The organism is Streptomyces sp. NPDC050263, assembly GCF_040655955.1.
Classification (GTDB): Bacteria; Actinomycetota; Actinomycetes; order Streptomycetales; family Streptomycetaceae; genus Streptomyces.
Genome location: NZ_JBFAKW010000031.1, coordinates 1 through 20802 on the forward strand (window position 1 = coordinate 1; position 20802 = coordinate 20802).

Sequence of the window (20802 nt, forward strand, 5' to 3'; positions counted from 1 at the left end):
CCTCGTTTCCGACCGCACCGCCGAGCGGTGATCGCCCACCAGCCAACCCGCCAGGCCGGCACACCCCGACCTCAGTCGCGCACCACGTCGTTAGCCCAGCGCGAGGGCCAGGAACGGGTTGGCCGTTCTCGACACGGGGAGGCCCAGTGAGGCGGTGGCGGCCGCGAGGGTGTCGGCGTAGGAGTCGACGGCTCGGCGGACGTTGGGGGCGTCCAGGCTCGCCCGGGTCGCCAGCCGGTCGAGGTCGATGTACGCGGAGCGGACGATCTCGATCCAGCGGTAGACGGTCCAGTCCTTGTCCCAGTTCGCCGTGTGCTCCTTGGCCAGCTTCGCCTCCCACCGCCGGAACATACGGGTCCGGATCTCCGGCCCGGTCGGCGTCAGATGCATGTGCCGGACCAGGTCGTAGAGCGGATCGCCGACCAGGGCCATCTCCCAGTCGATGACGGTCAGGGCATGGTGGTCGTTGCGGCGCACCAGGTTCCACGGGTTGAGGTCGCCGTGCAGCAGGGCCGGCGCCCGGCGGCTCAGCCGGTGCCGGGAGAGGATCTCCCGCAGCCGCCACTCGTCGGGCAGCCCGAGTGTGCGGGCCAGTTGCAGCGACTCCTTCGGCAGGTTGCGCACCAGGCCGACGAGTTGCTCCTTCAGCCACTCGTAGAAGTCGACGTCCCCGGCCTGCGGATCGATCAGCATGTGGTCCACCCGGGTCAGCTCGCACAGCTGGTCGACGAGTGCGTCCGCCTCGTGCGGGAGCAGGCCGTTCACCGGGTGGCTCGGCGGCTGGTCGACGCGGGTGCCGACATAGGTCTGGATGCTGAACCCGTCGTCCGGGTAACTCTCGCCCAGCGCCAGCACCCTGGGCGCCGCCACCCGGACACCCGACTCCTCGATCGCCCGCAGGACGGCGTGCTCGCTCAGATAACTCGGCTCGCGCCGGGAGACGTTGGGAAGCTTGCGGCGCACGACCACCGGGGTCGACATGTCCCCGACCCAGACCACCGAGTTGAGATGCGCGGTGCCCTTGAACACCCGGTGCGCCGGCGCGGCCCCCTCCGCGAGCAGGGCCTCCCGCACCGCGGACGCCGGGAAGTCGGGGTTCTCGGGAAAACGCCGGTCCGGCTCCCAGGCGGAGGCCTTCGCCATCCAGTGCCGACCGCTGTCGCCCCCGTCGACCCGCGACGCCAGCCACCGGAACAGGGCCCGCTGGATCTCGTCGTCCGCCGGCACGTCCCGCAGCCGCAGCGGCCCCGCCGCCGCGTCGAGCGCCCGGCGCACCTCCACCGTCGCCTCGTCCAGGCTCTTCTGCGTGAACGACTCCTGAAGCGAGCGCGCGGCCCGCATCACGTCCGGGTAGACGGACTGCGCCCGCTCGAAGTCGACATAGTGGCGCAGGTCCTTGCTCAGCCCCTTGACCGCACCGGGCCGGAAGTCCCGCATGGCCCGCGCCCAGGCCTCGATCACCTCGGCCCACTGGTAGTCCGGGTACTGCATGCGCACCAGGTGGGTGGCGAGGTCGTGCAGGGGGTCGCCGTACGTCGCCAGCTCCCAGTCGACGCAGACGAGCGGCGGGTCCCCGTCGTACGACAGGATCAGGTTGTCCCGGTGCAGATCGGCGTGGAGCAGGCTGTACGGCCGCCGGGTCAGCGCGGGCACCCGCTCGGCCAGCCGGAGCAGAGCGTCGTCGGAGATCCCCAGCGCCTTGAACAGGCCGCCGAACTCGGCCCAGTTGGGTTTGCGGATCTGTTCGTCGGCGCAAAGGGCCAGGGTCTTCAGAAAGCCCCGGCTGTCGCTGTGGTTGGCGGGCCAGGAACTCGGCAGCGGCGGCAGGGCCTGCCGGCGCACCTGCGTCATCTGGGCGAGCAGCCCGGCCAGCGCCTTCATCAGCAGGGTGTCGACAGGCTTGCCGTTTCCGCAGATCGTGGAGAGCGGTACGCCCTCCACATGGCTGTGGATGGCGTAGCCGGGCGTCTTGATCAGGCACTCGGGCGCGTGCGGCAGCGCGGCGTGGACCGCGTCCAGGATGGCCGCCTCGTCCTGCCAGGTCCTGATCACCACGGGCAGCGCCTCGGAGCGCCGGACGCGCACGATCACCGAGGCGCCTGCCTCGCCGCCCACCAGCCGGGCCACGCCCTCCGTCAGCGGCAGCACATAGTTGCGATTGTGATGACCGCTCGATTCCTGCATCGACTCGGCGGTCCTGACGAAGGCGCGGAGAACCCCTGGCACGTCCTCGGCGGCTCGTTCCCCGTGGTGACGAGAGGGAACAAGGTGGTCGACCACTGGCCGCTCCGGATACTCGCGCTGGGCTGATTAGGGCAAACGGTAAAGGCGCCGAACGACCGGAGCGATGATCGAGTGAGCCAATGGGTGGTGAGCCACTCATCCACGTCGGGCCGTTCGAGACTGGCTTGTTCGCCGTCTCATACGTATGGACGGGAGCGATTGCTCGCGCGATTGACGCATGCTAGCGCACGGCGCCATGGCTATTCGGCGAGCAGGTTCCAGACGGAGTCGAACCAGGTCTGCCAACTGTCGACGAACACGGTGCCGGGCGAGTTCTCGTCCTCGTCCTTGACGTGGTGGGTGAGCGTGGCGCCGAGCCCCAGGACGTCGAGCGCCGCGATCTCGTCCCCGGATTCCAGCCCGATCCGCCGCTCGATCACCTCGTACGGTCCGAGCAGCGCCTCCGTGCCGTTGAGAAGGTACAGCTTGAAGGCCGGCGCCAGGGGGGCGTGGCGGATCTGCACGTCGACGGACGACACCCGCATCTCGGTCCTCAGGTCCTTCAGCACCCCGCGCAGCGATTCCGTGTGCCGCTTGGTGATGGTGAGCAGGCGGTTCTGCAGACGCGGGTCGTCCTTGTCGTCCTTGACCCGGGGATAGGGCATGGCGAGGCCCTCGGCGGGGAGGATCATCCGCAGGCCGATGTGCTGGGGCGCTATGGAGCCGCTGTGGATCCGTTCGGCCTGCAGTTGAATGTGCGCGTCCAGCGACTGGGACGTCAACGTGTAGACGTCCAGGGTGACTTCGGGCTGCTCGAAGGCCTCGCTGAGCAGCGGACCCAGCGTCGGCCCCTGCCGCCACCGGGTGGCCTTGGGCGTGGACGACTGGATCCGCTGGGTCTTGACCACGCGGGACCCGCTGCCCTGACGGGACTCGATCCAGCCCTCGCTGGCCAACTCCCGCACCACCCGCTGGATTGTGTCCCGGGAGACCCCGAACTCGTCCGCCAGTCTGCGCTGGGACGGCAGGAACGAGCGCAGCGGATACGTCCCGTCGGTCATCCGGGTGCGCAGCTCGTCGGCGACCCGCTGGAACTCGCGGCCGCCGGCATCAGCACTCTGCTTGCCCACAGGGCGACCGTACCGCCATCCGGCAACTCCCAAACCACCGTCCATCAAATCTCGTACAAGGCAGCCGATTAAGGATCAATCAGCCAGGGGAAATCCACTTCAAGTCAACCAGTCCAATTGGACTGGGAATTGAAAGCTTCACAGGGAATGGCAGGGAGGTGGAACGGCATGCTCCTGTTATCGGCACTCTGGGAAGTCCTCGCGTTCTGCGCGGGGTTGACCGTGCAGGCCAAGTTGGGGGCGGTGGGCGTGATGCTGCTGCTCACCGTGGCCGTGGGCGTGCGGGCCCGGCACAACGTGCTCGCCGTCGGGGCGGTCGTCGTCCTCGTGGCACTGATGCTCAGAGCGACCTGATCGCGGTCAGCACCGGCTCCAGCGAATGCACCACCTGCGTGGCGCCCGCACCCCGGAGCAGCTTCGCCTTGCGCTCGTTACGCGCGTAGCCCAGGAAGGGGACGCCCGCGTCCCGGGCGGCCAGGAAGTCCGAGGGCGTGTCGCCGATCATCAGGGCGGTGCCGGGCGCCGAGCCCGTCGCACGCAGGGCGAGGTTCAGACAGTGCGGGTGGGGCTTGAGGTGCCGCAGCTGCTGTGTGCGGCCGTAGACGTGGGGGGCGAAGCACGAGGTGAGACCGCGGGTCGCCAGGTAGGAGGCCACGACCCGGGGGGAGTTGTTCGTGGTGATGGCCAGCCGCTTCCCCAGGGCGGTGAGCGTGCGTATCAGGGGGTCGGCGTAGGCGGTGGGCATCGCCGAGGACGTGGCCTTCAGCTCCTCCTGGGTGAGACGTTCCTCCAGCTCCGCGACCAGGTCGCTGCCGGGGCGCCGACGGTCCACGGCGCGCAGCACGACGTGCGGGTCCAGCGACGCCCGCTCGGACTCCGTCAGCAGATGGTGCAGGCCCCGCCCCTCGAGCCACTCCACCAGGCCGTCGGCCACCCCTTCCGCGGAGTACCCGGCGAAGAGGCGGCAGATCGGCCCGTCGAAGTCCCACAGGACGACCCGCGCCCGTGTGATCGACTCCCGCAGATCCGCGGCCCCGGTCCCGGCCTCGGCACCGGTCTCGTTGCCCGTCTCGTTCTCGGCGTCGGCTGCCACCTGTTGAGTCCGTTGAGTCCCTTGAGTCCGCGTCGTATCAGAGGTCACTAGGAAAGTGTCAGGTCCGTGGTGATGGTTTCCCAGAGGGCGTCGAACCACTTCTGGGATTCCTCCACGAACGCGGCGTCGCGCTGACCGGCCGCCTTCTCGAAGGAGAAGAGCAGCGACTCGGTGCCCAGCACGTCGTACATGTCGAGGACTCCGGTGTCGGTGGACTCCTCGCGGCGGGTGACCATGTAGTACGCGATCAGCGCCTCCTGCTCGTTGAGGAGGTACAGCTTCACCGGCGGGGTGAACGGCAGCGCGCGGAACGTGATGCTGACGTCGATGCCGTGCGAGCGCAGGGTCCGGAGGTTGTGCCGCAGCACGTGCCCCTGCGCGTTGCGCATCGCCAGCCAGCGCTCATGGACGGGGTCGCCCTCGCCGCGCCCCTCGACCGGGACCGGGAAGGCGAGGCTGATGTCCCGGGAGGGCAGCAGGATGCGGACGTCGATCTTCTGGGGCCGGATGCTGCCGGCGTGGATCAGCCGCAGGGGTTCCCCCAGGGCCGGGATCAGGCTCTCGGCGGTGAGGCAGGCCGCGTCGATGCGCACGTGCGGGGCGGCGAAGGCCGCGGTCAGCCGGGGAGTGAGGGCGACCATCGTGGGCTGCGGCTCGTCCCGGCCCGGCGCGGGCGGCTGTGCGATCCGGGGCGGGCTGCCCTTGCTCACGTTGGTGAGCAGTCCGTCCTCCTGGAGTATCCGCAGGGCCTGGCGCACGGTGCCGCGCTCCACGCCGAACTCGTCGGCGAGCTCGGCCTGGGTGGGCAGCCGGTCGCCCGCCTTGAGATCCCCCGCGCGGATGCGCTCGCGCAGGACGTCGGCGATCTCCTGCGGCGAGGCTCTTCTGCTGCCGTTCACTGCCACGTTCTCCGCCACGCTCTCCTGGGTCACGACCAAAACGCTACAACTTCCATCCATCTGACGGCAGTTGTTTGAAAGTTGTTTAGCAACTGCTGCCAACTGGGGACAACATAATCATAGTTGGTTGCCAACTTTAGCGAGTTGGCGGAAGGTTTGCTTCCCACTACCGGCCTCCGAGCCACCAGCCTCCGAAGGGGGGAACCGCCATGCCCGTCCTCGTCCTTCTCAGCGCCGCGTTCGTCGTCGGCGTAGAGCAGACCATCCAGTGGAAGTACGGCACCGCCGGCGCCGTCGGCCTGCTCCTGCTCAGCATCGGTATCAAGGCCAAGAGCCCCGCCGTCAGCTCTGTCGGCGCCGTGATCCTCGCCCTTCTCGCCTCCGGGCCCGCCGTCAACTCGTGAGCACCAGCTCCGAACTGATGGTGTCCCACAGTGCGTCGAACCACCGGTGGGACTGCTCCACGAACGTCGTGTCACGCGGTCCGGCGCCCTGTCCGAAGGCGAACAGCACCGACCGCGTGCCCTCGGCGTCGTACATCTCCAGGAGCTCCTGGTCGATCGTCTGTTCGCCCCGCATGACCGTGTAGTACGCGAACAGGGCTTCCGTCCCGTTGAGGAGATACAGCTTGACGGGCGGGGTGAAGGGCAGCGCGCGGAAGGTGACGTGCACGTCGATGCCGTGCGTGGAGCGCAGGGTGAGCAGGTTGTGCCGCAGCACCTGGCCCTGCGCGTTGCGATGGGCCAGCCAACGGCGCTGGAGCCGCCCGGTGGCCGAGACGTCCACGGGCGCCGGGAAGGCGAGGTCGATGTCCCGGGAGGGCAGCAGAACACGGACGTCGATCTTGGCCGGTTTCAGCTGCCCCGCGTGAATCTGCCGCAGGGGTTCGCCGATCGCGGCCGTCAGCGAGACCGCGGTGAGACAGAGCGCGTCGACCTCGACATGGTCGGCCGCGAAGGCCTCGGTGATGCGTGGCGGAAGCGCGACCATGGCCGCCTGCGGCGTCGCAGCGGACCCGGTCGGGGGGCCGTCCGCGCCCGGCTGCGCGGCGACCGTCGCCGGACTTCCCTTGGAGACGTTGGTGAGGAGCCGTTCCGACTGGAGAATGCGCAGTGCCTGGCGCACCGCACCCCGCTCGACGCCGAACTCGTCCGCCAGCCTGGCCTGCGTGGGCATGCGCTCACCCGGCCGCAGCACTCCGGTTCTGATCCGGGTGCGCAGCTCGTCGGCCACCTCGCGGTGTGACCGCTGCGGCCGCTCCGCCCTCCTCCGCGCATTGACGGAGGCATGTTCCGGCTCCACGTTCGCACAGTACAACTTCCCGCCATCTTCCGTCAGTTCAAAGAGAGATGGTTATAGGACGCTTCCAAGCGGACATAAGTACAGTGAAGTTGGCTGCCAACTTCAACAACATGGTCAAACTTCCATACGGTTGGCCGGTCGGGCTCCCTTCCGGAGGGGAGCCGGGAGCCCGAGCAGTCGGCACCGACGTACAGCCACAACTGAACATCTTCCGCACAGCCACAACTTCAGAGCGGCAAGAGCACAGCCACAACTGAACAGGCACCACTGAACAGGCACGACCGAACAGGCACGACCGAACAGGCACGACCGAACAGCTACGGACAGACGGAAGAACAGCAAGGCAGCCGCACGGCGAAGGGAGCGCTCAGAACATGTCCGGGCACCAAGGACGCCCGGACGTACGCAGCAGGGCGTCGGCCCCACGGGCGGCGCCCGCTCGTTCTTCCCGGAGCCGGCCCAGCGCCGCCAGCCGCCCCGCGGACTGATCGCCCAGCCACAGCGTCGCCAACTCGGACACCTCCAGGGTGAGGTCGGCGCTGCGGGTGGTCGGCGCACAGGTGGCGCCGTCGGGGGTCGCGTCCAGCAGGAAGCGGCCTCCGGCCAGGCCGGCCCGGTCCACGACCTCCAGGACCAGCGTGCCCGCCGCGTCGTACGTACGCGCCTCCAGGGCCGCCACGACGTCCAGGATCCGCACCCACAACCAGTCCGCCTGCGTGGTGATGCTCGCCGCGCGCGGGTCCGGCAGATGGAGCGGGAGCAGGTCGTCCGGTGAGCGCCGGCCCGACTTCACCCGCGTGATCCAGTCGATGGAGCAGAGGAAGTGCCACAGGGCGCGCTCCGCGGCCGGGGTCGCCGCGATCAGCCAGTCCACCGAGGCCGTGTTCAGCGGCTGCTTGGCGTCGCTCCACGTGTCGTCCGCCCGGTACGAGACCAGCCCGTCGACCACGCCGTCCGCCGAGCGGTACACCGCGTAGAAGGGCTCGGTCCAGGGGCCGCCGTACAGCTGCAGCAGCCCGGTGTTCGACGCCCACCAGTGCTCGTCCCGGCTGACCGCTCCGGGCTGGACGAGGCGCAGCCGCTCGTGCAGCCAGGGGCCGATCCTGCGGACCTCCTCGCCGTCCACGAGGTCGATCCGGCCGCCGTCCCCCGGCACGGTCCGGCGCGGGTCGAGGCCGGCCCGCGGCACGTCGATCGACCACTCGGTCATCGTGGTGGCCGGGCCGAAGCCGTAGCGGCCGTAGATCCGGTACTCGGCGGCGATGAGGGTGGCGACGACGTCCCCGCGTTCCTTCGCGGCCGTCAGGTCGTCCGTCATCAGGCGGGTGAGCAGGCCGCGGCGGCGATGGGTGGCGACGACGGCGACGTTGGAGATCGCGTCGGCCGGGACATGGGCGCCGCCGACCGCGGTGAGCTCCTGGGGGAACGAACGGAAGGTCGCCACGCACTTTCCCGCGTCGAACGCGGCGAAGACGCGGGAGTCCGCGAGCGTCGTCCGGCGGTCGGCGACCCCCTGGTCGGTGACGACGGGCGGGCGCAGGAAGCCCGTGCGCAGGGTGCGCATCCAGTCGGGGAGCTCGGCGTCGGTGATCGTCCGGATGTCGAGGTCGTGGTCGTGGTCGAGGTCGCGGGGGCGGTCGGTGGTGGCTCGGCTGGTCATCGGATCACCGTAGGCAGGCGCAGGCGGGTGCCGCAGGGAATTTTCGCCCGCCTCCGGGACCCGCCTCCGGGACCCGCCCGGGACACCCCTCCCACGCCCACGGATGACCGTTACACCAGCAGGTCCTCCACCTGCGCCTCCCCCTCCCGGTACCTTCTGCTGATCTCCAGGCCCGAGTCGTCGGCCGTGCGCTGGAGGTGCTGGCGGCGGCTCGAGACCTGCTGTTCGTAGCGGACCAGACGGGCCATCGCCTCGTGGAGTTCGGGGTCGGTGCGGGCGTCGAGGTCGGAGAGTTCGACGTCGGCGAGCATGTCGGCGGCCAGTCGGCGGTACTCCTCGCTGTGCGGGGTGCCCAGGGTGACGTGCCGGGCGGAGGAGCGGTGGCGGGCCGGGGCGTCGGTGAGGATCTCCGGCAGCCGGTCGACCACGGAGGCCGCGCCCGTCGGGGACCGCCGGGCCAGCTCCGCGCGCAGGATGTCGATACGGCCCTGGAGCAGCCGTCGTACGTAGCTGAGGTCGGCCTCGTCGCGCTGGGCGTCCCGGCGCAGGGTGCGCAGTTCGGGCAGGCTCAGCAGGGCCAGGTCGGGCTCCGGAGGCGGCGCGGACAGCACAGGGCTGTCGCCTCGCTGTGTCGGCGGCCGGGGTGTCGCCGGCCGCCCGGTACTCGGTGTGCTCATGTCCTTCTACCGTCCCCTCGACCGGCGTGTGGAAAGCATCGTGCCACCCCAAGTGGCCGCTTTGTGACCGAGTCCCCCCGAACGGCCCCAGATAGGGGCTTAAGGATCAAAAATGGGCCCCTCGCGGGTTCGCGCGGGGCACCCGGCATCATGGTCCGCATGCGAGCGGTGGTGCAGAGGGTGGACGGCGCGAGCGTCGTCGTGGACGGCGAGACGGTCGGGGAGATCAACGGCGAGGGACTGTGCGTCCTGGTCGGCGTGACCCATGAGGACACCAAGGAGAAGGCGGCCCAACTCGCCCGCAAACTCTGGTCGGTGCGCATGCTGCACGACGAGCGGTCCTGCAGCGACATCGACGCCCCACTGCTGGTGATCAGCCAGTTCACGCTCTACGGGGACGCGCGCAAAGGCCGCCGCCCCACCTGGAACGCGGCGGCCCCCGGCCCGGTCGCCGAACCGCTCGTCGACGAGGTCGTCGCGCAGCTGCGCGCCCTGGGCGCGACGGTGACGACGGGCCGGTTCGGCGCGCAGATGCGCGTCTCGCTGACGAACGACGGCCCGTTCACGGTCCTGCTCGAGATCTAGCAGGACCGTCCGGACGGGAACTAAGGTTCTACGACGACTTCCTGGGCCGCCGCCGTCGTCCCGGCCAGCAGCGGGGCGTCCACCGGCACATTGCGCTTCACCAGTGCCAGGGCCACCGGGCCGAGTTCGTGGTGGCGGGCGGACGTGGTGATGAAGCCGATCTTGCGGCCGTCGGGGTCCTCGTCGGCGACGCGGAGTTCGGTGCCGGCGGCCGGGAGGTACACCTCGCTGCCGTCGAGGTGCAGAAAGACCAGGCGCCGGGGCGGCTTGCCGAGGTTCTGGACCCGGGCGACCGTCTCCTGACCGCGGTAGCAGCCCTTCTGCAGGTGCACGGCGGTGCCGATCCAGCCGAGCTCGTGCGGGATCGTGCGGTGATCGGTCTCGAAGCCGAGGCGCGGGCGGTGCTGCTCGACCCGGAGCGCCTCATGGGCGAGGATCCCGACCGGCGGACCCGCCTGCCCGGCGTACGACTCCAGATCGGCGCGCGGCAGGAAGAGATCACGGCCGTAGGCGGTCTCGCGGACGACGACGCCGGGCGGGACGGGTGCGATCGACCCCGCCGGGAGGTGGACGACCGCGGTGTCCGCCGTCCGGTCGGCGACCTCGACCCGGTAGAAGAACTTCATCGACTCCAGGTAGGCGATCAGCGCCTCCTGGGTGTCGGGTTCGATGTGCGCCCAGACCGTGTCGCCGTCGTCCACCAGGTAGAGCGCGTGTTCGATGTGGCCGTGCGCGGAGAGGATCAGCGCCTCGGTGGCCTCGCCGACGGGGAGGTCCGTGAGGTGTTGGGTGAGCAGCAGGTGCAGCCAGCTCAGCCGGTCCTCGCCGGAGACGGTGACCACTGCGCGGTGCGAGAGGTCGACGAAACCGGTGCCGTCGGCGAGGGCGCGCTGCTCGCGGAACAGGTCGCCGTAGTGGCCGGCGACGCCTTCGTCCACGCCCTCGGCGGGGACGGCGCCGGGCAGGGACAGCAGAGGGCTCTTCATACGCCTAAGCCTACGACTCGGTAATTGAACTCTTTGCGGTCGCGTTCTCGGCGGTCGCGCTCTTGGCGGTCGCACTCCTGGCGGTCGCGTTCTTGAGTGTGCAGTCCTGGCAGCGGCCGAAGATCGCGAAGTGCTTCATGTCCGTCTCGAAGCCGAAGGTCTCGCGCAGCTTGGCCGTGAACTCGGCGGCGACCTTCACATCCGCCTCGATGACGTTCTCGCAGTCCCGGCAGACCAGGTGGATGTGATGGTGGCGGTCGGCCAGGTGGTAGGTGGGCGCGCCGTGCCCCAGATGGGCATGGCTGACCAGCCCGAGCTCCTCCAGGAGCTCCAGCGTCCGGTAGACCGTCGAAATGTTGACCCCCGACGCCGTCTTCCTCACTTCCACGAGGATGTCGTCGGGGGTCGCGTGCTCCAGGGTGTCCACTGCTTCGAGGACAAGCTGTCGCTGCGGCGTCAGCCGATAGCCGCGCTGCCTGAGGTCGCTCTTCCAGTCGGTGCCTACCACGGCGTCCAGTCTAGGCCGCCGCGCACGGACGTCACGCCCCGGGCGACAGCCCGCCCGTCATCAGCAGATCGGCGAGCACGGCTCGGTACTCGCCGGTCGCCCGGGCGATCTCTGTGTGGACGCGGACCTTCTCGTCGAGCGCCGCGAGGGTCGCGCCGATGGACTCCTGTTCCTTGGGCGGGGGGACGAACACGGGCAGCTCGCCCAGCTCACGGGCGTTCACCGATGGGATCACCGCACTGGCCGACCTCTTGTGGATCCAGCTCTGTGCGAAGCCCGCGCTCAGATACCCGGTCAGATAGGCCGCCAGGGACAGGTCCGGGTCGTGGAGCCGAAGCCTGAGAAGGTTCGCGTGGTACAGCCATCCCTCCTGCTCACCGGTGACCATGGCGCACCGGCCGACGGTACCGGTCCGGATGACGAGAACATCGCCCTGGACGAGCCGGTACCTGTGCAGCGTGCGCGCTTTCTCTGGGACGACCCCCACACTCTCGGCGGGCGTGATCCGCTGGTGGACGACGTCCCGGGGCAGCACGAGCCGCACCCCCGTGTGCGCGTCCGTACGTTGCTCGCCCTTGACGGACGGTCCCGCCTGGAAGGAGCACAGTTCTTTCAGAGCGAGGCGATGCCAGCCTGTGGGCAGGGGCCCCGGGCCGCCGGTCGCGTCCGTCACAGGCCGTACCTCCTCAGCCGTACCTCTGTGACACCGTCGATGGTCTTCGCTTGTTCGTGCAGCCTTTCGAGCTCCTCGGACAGTTCCGCCAGCCGGTTCCGCGCAGCGGCCACATCGTCGAGGGCGCCTGCCGAGGGCGGGTGTTCACGTACGTAGAGCGTCGGCTCCAGCCGGTGGTCGTGGGCCGCGATCTCCGCGAACCGCACCACCCGGCTGAGTCCCGGCCGCTCGCCGTGTCCGGACTCGCGCCACGACGTGTACGCCCCCACCAGCCGGTCCACGTCCTCCTCCGACAGCGCGCGGCGTGTCCGGGTGGCCATGCTGCCCAGATCCGACCCGTCCACGAAGAGGACCTGCTCCGGGCGGCCGCGAGGGGCGCGAAGGAACCAGATGTGCGTCTGGATCTGGGTCAGTTCGAAGAGCCGCGCCGGCAGGGACATCACACACTCGACCACGCCGTCCTCGATCATCCGGGCCCTCGTCTGCTGCTCGGCGCTGCCGCGGGAGGCTGCGCCGGCGGGCATGAGAACGGTGGCGCGGCCTTCGGGGGCGAGGCAGGAGACGACGTACTGGAGCCAGTCGAACTCCCCGGAACGGGATTCGCCGTAGCGCCAGTGTCTCGGGTTGTACCCCGGCCAGGGGCCCACGCTGCCGAAGGGCGGATTGGTGATCACCGCGTCGAACGGGCCCGGCAGGTCACCGAAGTCGTCGTTCCGCGCGGGGTACCTGGATCCGGGGAGGACACGGGGGCGTCGCGCGCCGTGGAGCTCGATGTTCATCTGGGCGAGTTCCGTTTCCTCCGCGCTCGGCGCGCGGCCGGTGACGGACTCCGGCACCCCGCCGCCCTGTTCTGCGACCGCGTCCAGGTACGCGGCCAGCAGCTCCCCCGCACGGCAGAAGGGGTCATGCAACCGCTTCGCGGAACCCTGGGCGGCCAGGGCCCGCGCCATGACCCGACTCACCGACAGGGGCGTGTAGAACTCCTCGGCCGCTCTCGTGTCCGTGTTGCGCAGGAACTCGAGAAGACGGTCGAAGGCCTGACGGCTCTCGTCCGCGGATACGGGCGGATTGCTGTCCAGAATCCGAACGACCTCGGGCAGCGGCGCCTCCCCGTACTCCTGACCCGGCCCCTTCAGATCCCTCAGGGCGGTCTCCGGGTCCTTGACGAAGTGTGACCACCGGTCCGACTTCCGGATCTGGACGAAGACCAAGGACAGCAACGCGTACAGGTATGCGGACACACGCAGCCGGCCACGCAGCCGCTCTGCGTCCGGTCCGGCCAGTTGTTCCACCGCCGACAGCAGACTCCCCGACCGATGCCCGCTCAGGCCCGCCCGGAAGCGGTCGCCGTACGTCGTCCCCGTGAGCTCGCCCGGCTCCAGCGCGCTGGACGGAATCGTACGGCCGGACAGCCACTCCAGGACCTGGTCGGCACGGAACCTGTCAAGGTCGCCGCCTTCGACGGGGGCGGGGAAGTCCGTGTGGCGCCGCTCCCAGTTGGTGACGGCGGGGCGCTTCACCCCCGCCAGCCGGGCGATGTCGGAGCGCGAGACGCGCACCTCGCCGAAGTCACTCAAGAGCATCCTCCTTGCGCGCCAGCACGGACGGGAACTGGTCCATCGCCCGGACCTCCTTGCTCAGGTCGGGGTCGAGAGCGTCGAGGACCCGATAGATCCTGGCATGGTCGGCGGCGAGACCCTCGCCGTGGATGGGCTCATGGTGCATGACGCGGTTGCGCAGGCGGACCACGGCCCACAGGTCGTCGTACAAGCCGTCGCGGCGGCCGACGTGGGGGAACGCCTTGTGCAGGGTGGGCACCCAGAAGACCCGGTCGTAGCGCGACACGAGCAGGGTTGTCCAGAAGCCGAAGGTGAGCTCCGTGACGACGTCGTCGACGGTGACCGGCCGCTTCCGTCGCTTCTGCTCCTGCGCCCGCTTCCTCTCCTTGTCCTCACACTTCTTGCGCGCCGCGACGACGACGTCATGCCCTCCCCTGTCGAGCGGCGCCACCTCCCACCAGTCGGGCCGGCCGTACTTGGTGACCAGGCAGTCGTGCAGCGCGTTGCGCACGGCGAGTTCGACGCACTGCAGCGGGGCGTACAGAGCGGCCGACGCCTCGACGTTCCACCGGTAGAGCCGCATCGCGGCCCGGGGGTCTCCGCCGGCCGCACGCAGGTAGGGCTTGAGCCGCGGCTTGGAGAAGTACCGCTTCATCCACTCGGGCATCCCGTCGACCACTGTTTCCCCCCTTCTTCCGGGCACACGGATGCCCGGGACGATTTCTCCATACGGAATGAGCCGCTGTGCTAAAGTCGACAACGTACGTTCTGGGCCGCCTCTGCATGCACGCCACCCAGGGCACGGCTTGTCGGAACCCCGGCCGCAGTCCAATTGCGGCCGGGGTTCCGTGCGTTGGCCTCAACGATAGTCGGTAGTAGTGGCAGAGATCAAGCGCATTGCAGTGCAGTCGTATCTGTTAACCCCCCACCATCCGCTCTGAACCCCTGTTAAGCCCCTCCAAGGGCGTGAAACAGGGCCCCGCGGACGCCGCGAGGCCCTTGGTTCACTGCTTGTTCGCCGCTCGCCCTACTTGAAGAAGGCGATCCCGTCGTCCGGCATGTCGTCGGGGAGGGCCTTCGCCCAGCGCTCGACGTCCTCCGGGGTGACGACCTTCTTCAGGTGGGCCGACATGTAGGGGCGCAGCTCGACCTCGGGGGTCTGCTTCTCGCCGACCCACATGAGGTCGCTCTTGACGTAGCCGTACAGTCGCTTGCCGCCGGTGTAGGGGCCGGAGGCCGCCGTACGGGCCACCGCGTCCGTGACCAGGTCGATCTGCGGCTTCTTGGCGGCCAGTTCGCCGTACCAGATCTCGACCACGCCGTCGTCGCGGACCATGGTCACCTCGACCTTGCGGTCGGCGTCGATCCGCCAGAAGCCGGACTCGGACTCCAGCGGCCGGACCTTCTCGCCGTCGTTGTCCAGCACCCAGGTGTGGGAGTGGTACTCCAGGAAGTCCCGGCCGTCGTGGCCGAAGGTCACCTCCTGCCCGAAGTTGCACTTCTCCGAACCGGGGAAGTCGTGCACGCCCGCGCCCGCCCAGGTGCCCAGCAGGAAGGCGAGGGGGACGAGGTCCTTGTGGAGGTCGGACGGAATCTCGATCATGAGTGGCAGTTCCTGAACGTGGTGGTCAGCGCTGGCCCTGGTACAGCTTCTTCACGGCCAGACCGGCGAAGGCGAGAACGCCGACGCAGACCAGGACCAGCAGGGCTTCGAAGAAGATCTCCACGGGTTGCTCCTCGGATGAGCGTGCTTCTGGGACATGCAAAAGGGCCGGGCCCCAGCTTACGCGGCCGGGGCCCGGCCCTCCTTGTGAGGTAGGCCCTCGCGGGGATTCGAGCGGGATCGGAGCGGGGATCCGAGCAGGGAGTCGCCAGCGAGTTGATTACGATTCACGTATGGCGAAGAAGCTCGTGATCAAGGTGACGGCGGGGGCCGATGCCCCCGAGCGGTGCTCGCAGGCGTTCACCGTCGCGGCGGTGGCCGTGGCCAGCGGGGTCGACGTGTCGCTGTGGCTGACCGGGGAGTCCGCCTGGTTCGCGCTGCAGGGCCGGGCCGCCGAGTTCGAACTTCCGCACGCGGCCCCGCTGCCCGACCTGATCGACTCGGTCCTCGCCGCCGGCCGCCTCACCCTGTGCACGCAGTGCGCGGCCCGCCGGGACATCACGGAGAAGGACGTCATCGAGGGCGTCCGGATCGCGGGCGCGCAGGTGTTCGTACAGGAGGCGCTGGCGGACGACACGCAGGCCCTCGTCTACTAGGACCGCCCGGCGGCTACGGGGAGCGGCGCTTCTTGCCGTCCAGCTCGTCCCACCACTCGTCGGACTTCGGGTCGCCCGAGGGGTCGTCCCACCAGCGGTCCTCGGGGCCGCGCCGGTTGGCGACCATCGCGGCCAGCGGCGGGATGACCATGGCCACCACACACATCCCGACGGCCACCGGAACCGACCAGATCCGCACGACTCCCCAGGCCAGGACGAACAGCGTGATGCACGTCCCCATCATGGCGAAATACGCGTGGCGCCGGCGTGCGTACATGACTCCAGGGTAGGCCGCGCCCACGACTCCGCCGAAGAACGACTCCGGGGCAGGTCGGGACACGCCGAAGGGCCGCACCCCGTGCAGGGGTACGGCCCTCGGGTCGATCAGGTGCTTCAGACCGCGATCGCGACCTCGGCGAGGCCGCCCGTCTGGGCGACGACCGTGCGGTCGGCCGTGCCGCCCGGGACGAGGGCGCGGACGGTCCAGGTGCCCTCGGCCGCGTAGAAGCGGAACTGTCCGGTGGCGGAGGTCGGGACCTCCGCGGTGAACTCGCCGGTCGAGTCCAGCAGGCGGACGTAACCGACCACGGGCTCGCCGTCGCGGGTCACCTGACCCTGGATCGTGGTCTCACCGGGCTTGATCGTCGAGGCGTCCGGGCCGCCGGCCTTCGCTCCGCACATGTCTCTCTCCAAGAGGGTCTGACCGGAAGGAAGGCCGGTCGGGATCGGGATACTTCGCTTACTTGTTGGCGCCGAGCTCGATCGGGACGCCGACCAGGCTGCCGTACTCGGTCCAGGAGCCGTCGTAGTTCTTGACGTTCTCCACGCCCAGCAGCTCGTGCAGCACGAACCAGGTCAGGGCCGAGCGCTCGCCGATGCGGCAGTACGCGATGGTGTCCTTGGCCAGGTCGACCTGCTCGTCGGCGTAGAGCTCCTTGAGCGCCTCGTCCGACTTGAAGGTGCCGTCGTCGTTGGCGTTCTTCGACCACGGGATGTTGCGGGCGGACGGGACGTGGCCCGGACGCTGCGACTGCTCCTGCGGCAGGTGCGCGGGAGCGAGCAGCTTGCCGCTGAACTCGTCGGGCGAGCGGACGTCGACCAGGTTCTGCGAACCGATGGCCGCCACCACGTCGTCGCGGAAGGCACGGATGGTCTTGTCCTGCGGCTTGGCCTTGTAGTCGGTCGTGGCGCGCTCCGGCACCTCCTCGACCAGCTCGCGGGCGTCCAGCTCCCACTTCTTGCGGCCACCGTCGAGAAGCTTGACGTTGTCGTGGCCGTAGAGCTTGAAGTACCAGTAGGCGTAGGACGCGAACCAGTTGTTGTTGCCGCCGTAGAGGATCACCAGCGTGTCGTTGGCGATGCCCTTCGCGGACAGGAGCTTCTCGAAGCCCTCCTGGTCGACGAAGTCACGGCGGACCGGGTCCTGGAGGTCCTTGGTCCAGTCGATCCGGATCGCGTTCCTGATGTGGTTCTTCTCGTACGCGGACGTGTCCTCGTCGACCTCGACGATGGCGATGTCGGCGTTGTCGAGGTTGGCCTCGACCCAGTCGGCGTCGACCAGGACGTCGCTGCGGCTCATGCTCGTTCTCCTCCGGGGCAGTTGCGGCGGGGGTGTGCAAGAAAAGAAGGGTGCGGGGCCGGGTCTCGCCGGCGGCCGGCGCACGGATGCCCTCGGGTGAGGGCGCCGGGAGGGCGCGGAGGGCCGACGGCGCCTCCGCTCAGAAGGGGCGACAGAGCATGGCGGCGACGCGGCACAGGTCTACTGCCCGCCGCTTCGTGAGATCCGCCTGTCGCTGCATCATGTCGTCGATCGTAGGGACGAACGGGCGGGCATGTCACCAACGCTCCGAATGGTGAGATGCGATCGTCCGGATACTGGGACGAGAGAAGCGCCCGGACCGTGGGGACACGGGTTCCGGGCGCTTGTATCCGTCGTCACATCTGCGGTGCGGACGGCCTTGTCTCGCCTGTCGGACACCGGCCGTCCACCGTCGGGGGTACTACCCGGCCAGCTTGACGTTCGAACCCTTCACCGAGATCTCCACACCGTTCGTCCCCGCCTCGACCTTGTCGAGCTGGATCCCGCCGGGCAGGTCGTCGATCTTCTGCTGGAAGTCGGTGATCGACCGCACCTCGTTCTCGGCGGCCTGGACCCCGCCGAAGCTGGGCAGCGAGTCGGCGTGCACCCGGACGGTGTCGCCCTCGACGGTGACCGTGCTCAGCACGTAGACGGGCTGCGGCAGCTTGGTGCCGAGGACGGTGGCCTCGACGGCGACCTTGATCTTGCCGTTGCCGCCGTCGGAGAGACCGATGACGTTGGCGGTGACGCCCTGCACCACCTCGGTCGGCTCGGACTTCGCCGTCTTCAGCAGCTCGGCGTAGGTGATGGACGCGGTGCCGGTGGCGCTGGAGGCGGTGGCGGAGCTGAAGTCGCTGGAGAAGTCGACGCCCTTCATGTCCGCGTTGAGGTCGTCGAGGCGGATCGTCTGGCCGCTGGTGCCGGTCGCCGCCTCGTAGTCCTTGATGCCGACCTCGACGTCGTCCAGCGAGCCGCCGACGACCTGGGTGAGGAACGGGAAGCCCTTGATGGACACGTCCGGGGTGGTGGCGAGGCCCTCGGTGCTCTTCAGCTTGCCGGCGACCTCGTCCTCCGCGAAGTTCACGGCGAGGCGGTCCGCGAGCACGAACAGACCGCCCAGGACCACGACGACGACCAGCAGTATTCGAAGCGCACGCATGCGGTAGTTCCCCCCACCCGGATGGCCAAAAGTCAATGAGGCCTCACGGTAACCCTCGGCACGGACGGCACCGCCGATTTGTCGATCAGCTGTGACAGTCTTTACCCCTCGCCCCAGGTCCCTTCCAGGTCTCCCCGGCGCTTACCCCAGCGCCCGTCCCAGCACGTAGACGGCGGGGGCGGCCGCGGCCAGCGGCAGGGCGACGCCCGCCGTGAAGTGGACGAAGCGGGAGGGATAGTCGTAGCTCGCGACCCGGTGGCCGATGAGCGCGCAGCCGGCCGCGCCCGCGCCGAGCAGCGCGCCTCCGGCGCCCAGACCCGTCATCTCGCCGACCGCGATGCCCGCGCCCGCGGCGGCGAGCAGGGCCACCACGACGGAGGCCGGGGTGGGCAGCGGCAGCGCGCGGGCCGACATCGCCACCGCGACCGAGGCCGCGCCGACCGACACCGCGTCCGGCACGGCGGCGAGGTACCCGGTGGCGAGGATGGCCAGCGCGGCGGAGGCGACGGTCGCCATCAGGCCGTACATGCGCTCGTCGGCGTCCGCGTGCGAGCGCAGCTGGAGGACCAGGCAGAGCAGGACCCAGACGCCCAGGGTGCCGAGGATCGCGGCGGGCGCGTTCTCCCGGCCGGCCACGAGCAGGGCGACGTCCGAGACCAGCGCGCCCAGGAAGGCGAGCGCGATGCCCTGTCGGGCCGGCCACATGCCGTTCAGCCGGAACCAGCCGGCGGCCGTGACGGCCTGGAGCGCGACGAGCGGGACGAGAAGGGCGTACGAGCCGATCGCCGCCGAACCGGAGAGCAGCAGACCGAGCAGCGCGGTGAGCGCGGCGGGCTGTATGCCCGGCTCGATGATCGGCGACCGCCCCTCCAGCCGGGCCCGCTGGGCGTCGGTGACGCGCGCGTTGCCGGCGAGGGTGGCGGGACCGTAGGTCGAGTCGGGGCCACCGGCCTCGGGCGCCGGGGCGGGCACGGGTGCGGGTGCGGAGGGCAGGTGCGCGGCGGGCCGGCCGTACCCGGCCTGGCCGTACCCGTCGGGCCGGCCGTACGCGGCCTGGCCGTACCCGTCGGGCCGGCCGTACGCGGCCTGCGGGTCGCCGTGGGCCGGGGCCGGGTCGGCCGGGGTGACCGGGGCCTGGACGCTCGTCTCCCAGGTCTGGCCCTGCCACTGCTGCGTGTACTGCATGTGGGCCTGCGGGTCGTCGTACCCCTGCTGCTGCCCGGGCCACGCCTGCTGGGCCTGCTGGGCCTGGTGCGCCTGCGGGTCGTAGCCCTCGTACCCCTCGTACGGCGGGTACTGCTGATACGGCTGGTCGAACGGCGGGTCATACGGCTGGTCGGTCATCTCACCCTCCTGCGAACGGCGGGAGCACCTCGACCGTGCCGCCGTCGGCCAGCCGTACCGTCTCATGTGCGCGGGTGCCCACGGGGTCGCCGTCGACGAGGAACGAGCATCGCCGCAGGACATGCGCGAGTTCACCGGGGTGTCGCGCACGGACGGCGTCGAGGGCCTCGGCGAGGGTGTCCGCGTCGTGCGGCTCCTCGGCGACCCCGGCCGCGGCCTTCGCGGCCGCCCAGTAGCGCACCGTGACCTTTGGCATCGGTTCCTCAATCGATCGGCTGTGTACACGGTCAGGCTAGCCGCCCCGTACGACCGCCCAGTCCCCGATGCGGGCCAGCAGGCCGTCGTCGGCCGCGTGCTCGGCGTGGCCCATGCCGGGCTCCACCCAGAGTTCGGCGTGCCCGGCGGCCGCCTCGGCCAGCGTCCGGGGGTGGTCGAGCGGGAAGTAGCCGTCCCGGTCGCCGTGCACGATCAGCAGCGGGGTGGGGGCGATCCTCGGGACCGCCTCGACCGGCGACAGCGGAACGGGGTCCCAGTCACGGCCGTGGATCCGGGTGCGGAAGCCGTAGCGGCCGACCAGCCTGCCCTCGGGGCGGGTGATCAGCCAGTGCACCCGGCGCATCGGAGGCGTGCCGCGGTAGTACCAGCGGGCGGGGGCGCTCACGGAGACGACGGCGTCCACCGTCCCCGGGTGCAGCGCCGCGTGCCGCAGGACCACCGAGCCGCCCATGGAGAAGCCGACGGTCGCCACGCGCGCGTGCCCGAGCGAGCGCGCCCACTCCACGGCGGCGGCGAGATCGAGCACCTCGCGGTCGCCGACGGTGGAGTGCCCGCCGGAGCGGCCGTGCCCGCGGAAGGAGAAGGTGACGACGGCGCCGTGCCGGGCGAGGGCGGCCGCCACGCGCCGCACCTGCGGGCGGTCCACGTCGCCCGTGAACCCGTGGGCCATGACGAACGCGGGGTGACCGGCGGATGGCGCGGAGGCGTCGTATACAACGCCACCCGGTTCGTATACGGAATCGATGGAAATCCCGTCGGCGGCAGTCAGAAACGTCCGCAATGGTGTGCGACTGCCCGTCTCGGAATTCGGACGATCGGTGGAACGTGCCACATGACCTGCCGGACTGCTGCTCATGTGGGCTATTCTGCTGGACAGAGGACTCGGGCAG

25 protein-coding genes are annotated in these 20802 nt (G+C 70.0%); 4 read left to right on the plus strand and 21 right to left on the minus strand.

Annotated elements, in window-relative coordinates; translation table 11 throughout:
• Window positions 1-90: 90 nt before the first annotated feature.
• Together AB0J04_RS16610 and AB0J04_RS16615 are read right to left on the minus strand one after the other, a co-directional pair.
• Window positions 91-2184 carry an aminoglycoside phosphotransferase family protein gene (locus AB0J04_RS16610; protein WP_363169231.1) on the minus strand — a complete coding sequence of 698 codons (2094 nt, stop codon included), beginning with the start codon at window positions 2182-2184 and terminating at the stop codon, window positions 91-93.
• Between the two features lie 299 nt (window positions 2185-2483).
• On the minus strand, window positions 2484-3353 hold the full coding sequence (locus tag AB0J04_RS16615; RefSeq protein WP_363169150.1) for a winged helix-turn-helix domain-containing protein: 870 nt from the start codon (window positions 3351-3353) through the stop codon (window positions 2484-2486).
• A 168-nt stretch (window positions 3354-3521) separates the two neighbouring features.
• Between AB0J04_RS16615 and AB0J04_RS16620 the strand changes: the two genes are divergently transcribed.
• Entirely contained in the window at window positions 3522-3707 is a 186-nt protein-coding gene (locus tag AB0J04_RS16620) for a hypothetical protein (protein WP_363169151.1), read from the plus strand.
• Here the strand turns inward: AB0J04_RS16620 and AB0J04_RS16625 are convergent.
• Complete coding sequence (locus AB0J04_RS16625; protein ID WP_363169152.1) at window positions 3694-4545, minus strand: HAD-IA family hydrolase; 852 nt, start codon at window positions 4543-4545, stop codon at window positions 3694-3696. The genes AB0J04_RS16620 and AB0J04_RS16625 overlap by 14 nt on opposite strands.
• Complete coding sequence (locus tag AB0J04_RS16630) at window positions 4494-5384, minus strand: winged helix-turn-helix domain-containing protein (RefSeq protein ID WP_363169153.1); 891 nt, start codon at window positions 5382-5384, stop codon at window positions 4494-4496. The genes AB0J04_RS16625 and AB0J04_RS16630 overlap by 52 nt, the downstream gene beginning before the upstream one ends.
• 170 nt (window positions 5385-5554) lie before the next feature.
• Between AB0J04_RS16630 and AB0J04_RS16635 the strand changes: the two genes are divergently transcribed.
• Window positions 5555-5749: a hypothetical protein gene (locus AB0J04_RS16635; protein WP_363169154.1), complete on the plus strand. Its 195-nt coding sequence runs from the start codon at window positions 5555-5557 to the stop codon at window positions 5747-5749.
• On the opposite strand, the gene AB0J04_RS16640 is transcribed toward AB0J04_RS16635, so the two are convergent.
• The 3 genes from AB0J04_RS16640 to AB0J04_RS16650 form a co-directional block, all read right to left on the minus strand.
• Window positions 5739-6647 carry a GntR family transcriptional regulator gene (locus tag AB0J04_RS16640; RefSeq protein ID WP_363169155.1) on the minus strand — a complete coding sequence of 303 codons (909 nt, stop codon included), beginning with the start codon at window positions 6645-6647 and terminating at the stop codon, window positions 5739-5741. The genes AB0J04_RS16635 and AB0J04_RS16640 overlap by 11 nt on opposite strands.
• 367 nt (window positions 6648-7014) lie before the next feature.
• Window positions 7015-8307 carry a GNAT family N-acetyltransferase gene (locus AB0J04_RS16645; RefSeq protein WP_363169156.1) on the minus strand — a complete coding sequence of 431 codons (1293 nt, stop codon included), beginning with the start codon at window positions 8305-8307 and terminating at the stop codon, window positions 7015-7017.
• 110 nt (window positions 8308-8417) lie between these two features.
• Window positions 8418-8984, minus strand: a complete 567-nt coding sequence (locus AB0J04_RS16650) for an aerial mycelium formation protein (protein ID WP_363169157.1) — start codon at window positions 8982-8984, stop codon at window positions 8418-8420.
• Between the two features lie 159 nt (window positions 8985-9143).
• On the opposite strand from AB0J04_RS16650, the gene dtd reads away from it, so the two are divergent.
• Window positions 9144-9569 (plus strand): D-aminoacyl-tRNA deacylase, encoded by a 426-nt coding sequence (gene dtd, locus AB0J04_RS16655; RefSeq protein ID WP_363169158.1) that lies wholly within the window; start codon window positions 9144-9146, stop codon window positions 9567-9569.
• Between the two features lie 20 nt (window positions 9570-9589).
• Here the strand turns inward: dtd and AB0J04_RS16660 are convergent, their stop codons facing one another.
• The 6 genes from AB0J04_RS16660 to AB0J04_RS16685 all read right to left on the minus strand — a co-directional run bounded on the left by AB0J04_RS16660 (window position 9590) and on the right by AB0J04_RS16685 (window position 14898).
• Window positions 9590-10555, minus strand: a complete 966-nt coding sequence (locus AB0J04_RS16660) for a folate-binding protein (RefSeq protein ID WP_363169159.1) — start codon at window positions 10553-10555, stop codon at window positions 9590-9592.
• Window positions 10556-10565: 10 nt separating this feature from the next.
• Window positions 10566-11063 carry a transcriptional repressor gene (locus AB0J04_RS16665; protein WP_363169161.1) on the minus strand — a complete coding sequence of 166 codons (498 nt, stop codon included), beginning with the start codon at window positions 11061-11063 and terminating at the stop codon, window positions 10566-10568.
• Window positions 11064-11094: 31 nt separating this feature from the next.
• Complete coding sequence (locus tag AB0J04_RS16670; RefSeq protein WP_363169163.1) at window positions 11095-11736, minus strand: restriction endonuclease subunit S; 642 nt, start codon at window positions 11734-11736, stop codon at window positions 11095-11097.
• Complete coding sequence (locus tag AB0J04_RS16675; protein WP_363169164.1) at window positions 11733-13313, minus strand: N-6 DNA methylase; 1581 nt, start codon at window positions 13311-13313, stop codon at window positions 11733-11735. The genes AB0J04_RS16670 and AB0J04_RS16675 overlap by 4 nt, the downstream gene beginning before the upstream one ends.
• On the minus strand, window positions 13306-13974 hold the full coding sequence (locus AB0J04_RS16680) for a hypothetical protein (protein WP_363169165.1): 669 nt from the start codon (window positions 13972-13974) through the stop codon (window positions 13306-13308). Before AB0J04_RS16680 ends, AB0J04_RS16675 begins: the two co-directional genes overlap by 8 nt.
• 348 nt (window positions 13975-14322) lie before the next feature.
• On the minus strand, window positions 14323-14898 hold the full coding sequence (locus AB0J04_RS16685) for an FABP family protein (protein WP_363169166.1): 576 nt from the start codon (window positions 14896-14898) through the stop codon (window positions 14323-14325).
• A 293-nt stretch (window positions 14899-15191) separates the two neighbouring features.
• Between AB0J04_RS16685 and AB0J04_RS16690 the strand changes: the two genes are divergently transcribed.
• Window positions 15192-15554 (plus strand): DsrE family protein, encoded by a 363-nt coding sequence (locus AB0J04_RS16690; RefSeq protein ID WP_363169167.1) that lies wholly within the window; start codon window positions 15192-15194, stop codon window positions 15552-15554.
• Between the two features lie 13 nt (window positions 15555-15567).
• On the opposite strand, the gene AB0J04_RS16695 is transcribed toward AB0J04_RS16690, so the two are convergent.
• From AB0J04_RS16695 to AB0J04_RS16730, 8 genes are all read right to left on the minus strand, one after another.
• Window positions 15568-15831: a DUF3099 domain-containing protein gene (locus AB0J04_RS16695; RefSeq protein ID WP_363169168.1), complete on the minus strand. Its 264-nt coding sequence runs from the start codon at window positions 15829-15831 to the stop codon at window positions 15568-15570.
• Window positions 15832-15947: 116 nt separating this feature from the next.
• Entirely contained in the window at window positions 15948-16235 is a 288-nt protein-coding gene (locus AB0J04_RS16700) for a DUF1416 domain-containing protein (RefSeq protein WP_093780197.1), read from the minus strand.
• A gap of 58 nt (window positions 16236-16293) precedes the next feature.
• Window positions 16294-17133: a sulfurtransferase gene (locus AB0J04_RS16705; protein WP_363169169.1), complete on the minus strand. Its 840-nt coding sequence runs from the start codon at window positions 17131-17133 to the stop codon at window positions 16294-16296.
• A 139-nt stretch (window positions 17134-17272) separates the two neighbouring features.
• Window positions 17273-17356, minus strand: a complete 84-nt coding sequence (locus AB0J04_RS16710; RefSeq protein ID WP_350818853.1) for an Ms5788A family Cys-rich leader peptide — start codon at window positions 17354-17356, stop codon at window positions 17273-17275.
• A 198-nt stretch (window positions 17357-17554) separates the two neighbouring features.
• Window positions 17555-18292 (minus strand): DUF2993 domain-containing protein, encoded by a 738-nt coding sequence (locus AB0J04_RS16715; RefSeq protein WP_363169170.1) that lies wholly within the window; start codon window positions 18290-18292, stop codon window positions 17555-17557.
• A 141-nt stretch (window positions 18293-18433) separates the two neighbouring features.
• Window positions 18434-19636: a hypothetical protein gene (locus AB0J04_RS16720; protein WP_363169171.1), complete on the minus strand. Its 1203-nt coding sequence runs from the start codon at window positions 19634-19636 to the stop codon at window positions 18434-18436.
• A 1-nt stretch (window position 19637) separates the two neighbouring features.
• Window positions 19638-19892 (minus strand): MoaD/ThiS family protein, encoded by a 255-nt coding sequence (locus tag AB0J04_RS16725; RefSeq protein WP_363169172.1) that lies wholly within the window; start codon window positions 19890-19892, stop codon window positions 19638-19640.
• Between the two features lie 36 nt (window positions 19893-19928).
• A complete protein-coding gene (locus AB0J04_RS16730; RefSeq protein ID WP_363169173.1) occupies window positions 19929-20768 on the minus strand; it encodes an alpha/beta fold hydrolase in 840 nt (279 codons plus the stop codon).
• Window positions 20769-20802: the final 34 nt, after the last annotated feature.

Coding starts and splice junctions, on each gene's coding strand:
- AB0J04_RS16725 (WP_363169172.1), bottom strand. CDS start 19,892: ATGCCAAAGGTCACGGTGCGCTACTGGGCGGCCGCGAAGGCCGCGGCC.
- AB0J04_RS16645 (WP_363169156.1), bottom strand. CDS start 8,307: ATGACCAGCCGAGCCACCACCGACCGCCCCCGCGACCTCGACCACGAC.
- AB0J04_RS16610 (WP_363169231.1), bottom strand. CDS start 2,184: ATGCAGGAATCGAGCGGTCATCACAATCGCAACTATGTGCTGCCGCTG.
- AB0J04_RS16715 (WP_363169170.1), bottom strand. CDS start 18,292: ATGCGTGCGCTTCGAATACTGCTGGTCGTCGTCGTGGTCCTGGGCGGT.
- AB0J04_RS16635 (WP_363169154.1), top strand. CDS start 5,555: ATGCCCGTCCTCGTCCTTCTCAGCGCCGCGTTCGTCGTCGGCGTAGAG.
- AB0J04_RS16690 (WP_363169167.1), top strand. CDS start 15,192: ATGGCGAAGAAGCTCGTGATCAAGGTGACGGCGGGGGCCGATGCCCCC.
- dtd (WP_363169158.1), top strand. CDS start 9,144: ATGCGAGCGGTGGTGCAGAGGGTGGACGGCGCGAGCGTCGTCGTGGAC.
- AB0J04_RS16695 (WP_363169168.1), bottom strand. CDS start 15,831: ATGTACGCACGCCGGCGCCACGCGTATTTCGCCATGATGGGGACGTGC.
- AB0J04_RS16730 (WP_363169173.1), bottom strand. CDS start 20,768: ATGAGCAGCAGTCCGGCAGGTCATGTGGCACGTTCCACCGATCGTCCG.
- AB0J04_RS16705 (WP_363169169.1), bottom strand. CDS start 17,133: ATGAGCCGCAGCGACGTCCTGGTCGACGCCGACTGGGTCGAGGCCAAC.
- AB0J04_RS16650 (WP_363169157.1), bottom strand. CDS start 8,984: ATGAGCACACCGAGTACCGGGCGGCCGGCGACACCCCGGCCGCCGACA.
- AB0J04_RS16700 (WP_093780197.1), bottom strand. CDS start 16,235: ATGTGCGGAGCGAAGGCCGGCGGCCCGGACGCCTCGACGATCAAGCCC.
- AB0J04_RS16620 (WP_363169151.1), top strand. CDS start 3,522: ATGCTCCTGTTATCGGCACTCTGGGAAGTCCTCGCGTTCTGCGCGGGG.
- AB0J04_RS16685 (WP_363169166.1), bottom strand. CDS start 14,898: ATGATCGAGATTCCGTCCGACCTCCACAAGGACCTCGTCCCCCTCGCC.
- AB0J04_RS16720 (WP_363169171.1), bottom strand. CDS start 19,636: ATGACCGACCAGCCGTATGACCCGCCGTTCGACCAGCCGTATCAGCAG.
- AB0J04_RS16660 (WP_363169159.1), bottom strand. CDS start 10,555: ATGAAGAGCCCTCTGCTGTCCCTGCCCGGCGCCGTCCCCGCCGAGGGC.
- AB0J04_RS16710 (WP_350818853.1), bottom strand. CDS start 17,356: ATGATGCAGCGACAGGCGGATCTCACGAAGCGGCGGGCAGTAGACCTG.